The sequence below is a fragment of the uncultured Campylobacter sp. genome, from assembly GCF_937981295.1.
Classification (GTDB): Bacteria; Campylobacterota; Campylobacteria; order Campylobacterales; family Campylobacteraceae; genus Campylobacter_B.
Map to the genome: position 1 here is coordinate 1 of NZ_CALJPC010000022.1, position 4,467 is coordinate 4,467.

At 51.8% G+C, this 4,467-nt stretch carries 2 protein-coding genes; both read left to right on the plus strand.

Features of this window, described 5'->3' with window-relative positions:
• Positions 1-727 (plus strand): hypothetical protein (locus Q0135_RS02110; RefSeq protein WP_297987874.1); only part of this gene is annotated, 727 nt, incomplete at its 5' end.
• Positions 727-4,467 (plus strand): LPD23 domain-containing protein (locus Q0135_RS02115; protein ID WP_367272137.1); only part of this gene is annotated, 3,741 nt, incomplete at its 3' end. The genes Q0135_RS02110 and Q0135_RS02115, both read left to right, overlap by 1 nt.

A 4,467-nucleotide genomic window follows, 5' to 3' on the forward strand; every position in this document is an offset into this window, starting at 1 on the left:
GCGCCAAGCGCGAGCGGAAAAGATGGAGTCCGATAAATTTGATTGGCTTAAAAATATGGATACCAAAAATTATGGGCTGAAAGAAAAGGAGCTTAATTACGACATACTCAAAGGCGACAGGAGTTACGAGCTTGACAGAAAAAAGCTCGATCATACGATCTTTAAAGACGATAGGGATTACAGGCTGGGAGTTGCCAAGCTTAATGCCGAATACACCGAGCAAGGACGGAAGCGCATCAAAGAGGAGGCAGAAGCCGCAGCCAAGGCGCAGCAGACTGCGGACAATGTCGCGTATCTCCGTAAACTCTATCCAAAAGAAAGCGCGGGCTATACCGATGAGGAGCTCGCAAAATGGGGAAATAATCTCGAGAAAAACTTTAAAGAGAACAAGGTCGATATTTTCAAGAAAAATATCCCGGTGGATTCCAAATTTGTCGAGCAATACGGCGACAGCGGACACGTAAGCTGGGACGACAAAGGAAACTATTATACCGATCCTTGGCTTATGGAAAAGGTAAATATCGATAAGCAGCGCGAGGCTCGCCAGATGGATGAGCTCGGTGATCCTCAAAATCGCCGCGAAAATATTAAAGCGCTGATGAATCAGGGGGTAAACCTTACCGACGCAAAGGCGAAAGTGGATCAAGCGATCGAGTGGAAAAAGAAAAATCCGAACGCTAAATTTAGCTCCGTGCTTGATAGCGATATGGACGATGGAGCAAACTGATGACTGCAAGAGATTTTTTGGGCAACGAGCGGATCGCCGAGCTTGAAAGCAAGGGCTACAGCCCCGAATATATCAAAGCTATTGCAAAGGAACAATACGAGGCGAAAAAGAAAGAGCTTGCGGACAGCGGAGTGCGAGAGGACATCGCAAAGATGGCGATAGCCCAGAAGCTCGACGCAGATAATGCCAAAAAGCTCAATGACGAGGCTACGGCAAGCGCATCGGATAGGTTTCTTAGAAACGTTTTTGATACCAGCGCCGACGAAAAAGCGGTAGATGATGCGGATCAGAGGTGGCGAGAACTCAACCCCGATAAGATCGACATCGCAAGCCGCGCCGGACGGCTGGTAAACAGGCTCAACCCCCTAACCCTAGGCCCTAAGATCACGGGTAAGGCGGCGGACATAAAACAAAACGGACTCACCGCCGATAGCCTTGACAAGGACTTTGCGTTTTTCGCGGGAGCCGGCAAGCTCCCAAATCAATTTGGCCGCGCCGTAAACTACGCGGGCGAAAAGATCGCGGGCGCCGTGGGATCCGAGGACGCGAAGCAGTTTTTTGGGGAAAACCGCAAATTTTTCGACGATAACGTAAAGGAGCTTGATAAGATCATCGCCGAAAACAACAAAGAGTGGGGAATGCTCGGCGAAGCGCTGATTGATCCTTTAAACGTCGCGCCGGCGGGGATATTCACCAAGGGCGCCAAGGTCGCAAATATCGCAAAAAGCGCGGGCACGGGCTTCGCCCTGGGCGTAGGAATGAACGAGCTAAGAAACGCGGGGGATGATAAAATTTCCACCGGGCAGCGACTCGGAGACGATCTTTTAAGCGGCCTGGTGATGGGCGGAGCCAATGCGCTTTTTAGCGCCCTTTCGCGCGGCAAAGTAAGCAACGTCTCAAACCTTGCGGAGGATCTGCGCGGCACGTCAAAAGCCGCAGACGGCGCAGAGGGGGCGGCACGTGCGGCGGATGATGCGGCGGCGCTCGATGACGCTCTGGACGGGCTGGGAGGCGCGCAAAAAGAGGGCGCAGGCTCCGCCCCGCAGGGTGCGCAAGAGATCAAAGCCGCGTACGGAGCGCAGGAGATCAAATCGCCCCCGTCCCCTGCGGCGCAGGGCGCACAGAATGCCGAAGTCGCGAGCGGGGCGCAATCAAATTTTGAGCCTCGCGAACAGGTAAGGCAGTATCTCAAAACCCAAAACGTCGCGGATGATGCCGCAGATGAAATTTTGGGCGAGCTTGACCGCGGTGCGAGCCGCTCGGCGCATTTGAGCGAGAGCGCGTTTAAAAAAGCGGACGAGCTTTATGAGCGCGCAAACCGCCTTGAGTGGGCTAGAGAGTATCAAAGACACGTCGCCGATCGCGCGGAGGAGCTAGCCCAGATGAGGACGGACGGCATAGAGCGCTTTGCTGCTATTCAAAGAGAGGCTGAAAAAATCGCAAAGGAAAATCCTACCCTCTCCGCGCGAGCGCAAAGAGAGCTTCTAAACTCCCGCATAAAGCCCAGCGAAGCGGAGCTTCGATATACCCGCGCCTACAACGACGGCGCGGACGTCGATCCTATGTATGCCGGGCAAAATTTCATCTGGCGGGTGGAAAACGACATCAAAGCTCACCCCTACACCACCGAGCAATACGGCGCGCGCTTGGCGAGCAAAGGCTTTGCTCCAGACGTGCAGGCTGCGGCGATGCAGGCATACGACGACGGAAATATAAAATTTCTAAAAAATTATATCGACGCCAAAGTCGCAAAAGCCGAATACGACGACATCGTAAACAATCAAATGAAAGATTGGATCATCAAAGACGGAAAGATAAGGAGAGCACGAAATGGCAAAGCAAACGCAAGCGACGCAGCGGAGCGTGGAGTCCACACAAACGGCGCAGGCGCTGGCAGAAAAGATGAGCGAATATCAAAGGGCGTTTCTGATCTCGGCGATACTCCAAGCCGAGCGGAGCGGGGACCGGGAGGCGATGCGCAGGTATCATCGCAGCGCGGATCTACTGCTATACTCGGCGGCGAGGATGCAAAAAATGCCGCGGGCGATGAGCTCGTGGGACGATACGGGGCCGCTTCAGGCGATAGCGCAGCTGATGCCGCAGCTTCAAAACAGCGAGTGGTTTCAGCACAAGATGCGGCAGATCAAGGCGGCGCAGCGCTAAAGAGCGAGGCGCGCAGCGGCGATCTTGCGGCAAAAGAGGGCGCGGGCTCCGCCCCGCAAGGCGCAAAGCTTGACGAGGATATGAAAAAGGGCTTCGTAAACGTTAATCTTACCTCTCATCTTGCGGGAGGGCTTAGCGGCGGCGCGCTCAACGCTACCGACGAGGAGGGTAAATTTAGCCCCGAGAGATTTGCGGTGGGCTTCATCGGCGGGCTCGGCGGCGTCGCGGTGATCCGAAAGGGTTTCCGCGCAAGTATGAAAGCATACGCCGCAAAGCAGGCGAAAACCTATCCTACAATGGCGGCAGATCGCCCCGATCTTTTCGCGCAGGCTCTAGGCGATGAGATCAAATCTCGCGCCAAAACGACGCTTTTTAATGCCGCAGAATTTGCCAAGACCAAAGTCGCAAACAAGACGGGGCTTGATTTTGAGCCTCAAATTTTCGCAGGAGAGAAAGCCTACGCCGAGCTGAAATATACCCCCGTGCGGGCGGATAAGTTAAGCAAAGCGCAGGCTATGGCGAAAGAGGGAAAAAATGAGCTAGAAATTTGGCGAGATACGGGCTGGTTTCGGGACAAAGACGGCGCTTGGAAATTTGAGATCGGCGACGGCGACGCCAAATTAAACCCTAAATTTCAAAGCGGCGGCAAGCTAGGTGATCTGCTAAAGCACGATGAGCTATTTAAGGCTTATCCCGAGTTAAAGGACGTAAAGGTCGTAAAGATGCAAAGCGACGCTCCGTCCGGGGCGATACTTGCAAAGGATGCGGGGCAAAAAGAAAAGCGCGGCATCTACAATGTGACCTATAATAATAAAATAGCAACCTACGTAAGGCAAGACCTAGATCAAATAGAGGGAGCTTTAAGATATGCGAGGGGCGATAGAAGCGAGGGGGCAAAGCATATAAAAATAAGACACCTTAACGATGAGGGCAGCGAAGGATATGTAAGTAAAAAAGAGCTTTTAGATTTAGGCGAGAGCATGCGTAAATATTTAGAAAGGTATAAAGAGCCTTTTATAAATAAACGCAATGCTAGAGTTTATGAATGGCAAGATGACAAGGGGGTGAGATTTAGGCTCGTAGCAAGTAACAAGTCCGCAGGGACGCCTTACACGGCCGAATTACCTCGACCTGCGGACTTTGAGGACATTATAACCTTTTACTCTGACAGAAATCTTAAAAAGCCCATGGAATTTGAAAACCCAAAGGTCAGATATGACGCAAATTTGCAAAATTGGCACGAGCACAGCGCGCCTATTACCAAGAACGCGGACGGAAGCCCGAAAGTGTTTTATCACGGCAGCTCCGCAAAAGACATCACGGAGTTTAAAGGCGAGTTTGATAAGAGCGGATATGGGTTTTGGTTTTCGCAGGAAAAAGAGATCGCGAATGAATTTAGAGAACACGGTAAAATTTATAAAGTCTATCTAAAATCAAGCAATCCTATCGATCTATCTTTTCCATACAGCGCAAAAGCGCAAAAGCTTCTGGACGAAGCCGAAGCCAAAGGGATAAATACCGAGCTCTACCCCGACAAACAAAGCGACTGCTTTAAAAAATTTTTGAAGTCGAAAGGC